Origin of the sequence: Vogesella mureinivorans (genome assembly GCF_007644035.1) — a bacterium.
Classification (GTDB): Bacteria; Pseudomonadota; Gammaproteobacteria; order Burkholderiales; family Chromobacteriaceae; genus Vogesella; species Vogesella mureinivorans.
Window position 1 is genome coordinate 1 of sequence record NZ_VMTV02000314.1, and the last position, 432, is coordinate 432.

Sequence of the window (432 nt, forward strand, 5' to 3'; positions counted from 1 at the left end):
CCGATCTCTCCAGCACGCCATCCAGACTGACGTTGTCGCGCTCGATGCCGGACAGCGCCTTGTTGAGGTGATCGCCGACGTTCTGGTGAGCTTCGTTGACCAGGGTCAGGTAGCGCGACTGGCGGGGTACCCAGAAGCTGCCCTCCTTCTTGTACCAACGCGGGTTCTCGGCGGTGATCTCGGCCTGCAGCTTGCTGTGGCCGGCCTCCATCTGCAGCTTGATGACTTCCTCCTGGCGCTGATCGAAGACGTCGGAGCAGCGCTTGAGGAACAGCATTCCAAAGATGTATTCCTTGAACTCGGAGGCGTCCATCTTGCCGCGCAGGATGTCGGCGGCCTTGAACAGATGACGCTCAAGCTGGGGAAGGGTCAGGGGCATCAAGCACATCCTTGGGCAGCCCATGCGGGCGGGAACGGTGATCGGGAACGTTG

Annotated in this window: 1 protein-coding gene; it reads right to left on the minus strand. The window is 61.3% G+C overall.

Translation table 11 applies throughout. The features are described 5' to 3' along the window. Positions 1-379 (minus strand): type I restriction-modification system subunit M N-terminal domain-containing protein (locus FLQ44_RS10040; RefSeq protein WP_147694287.1); only part of this gene is annotated, 379 nt, incomplete at its 3' end. Positions 380-432 lie beyond the last annotated feature (53 nt).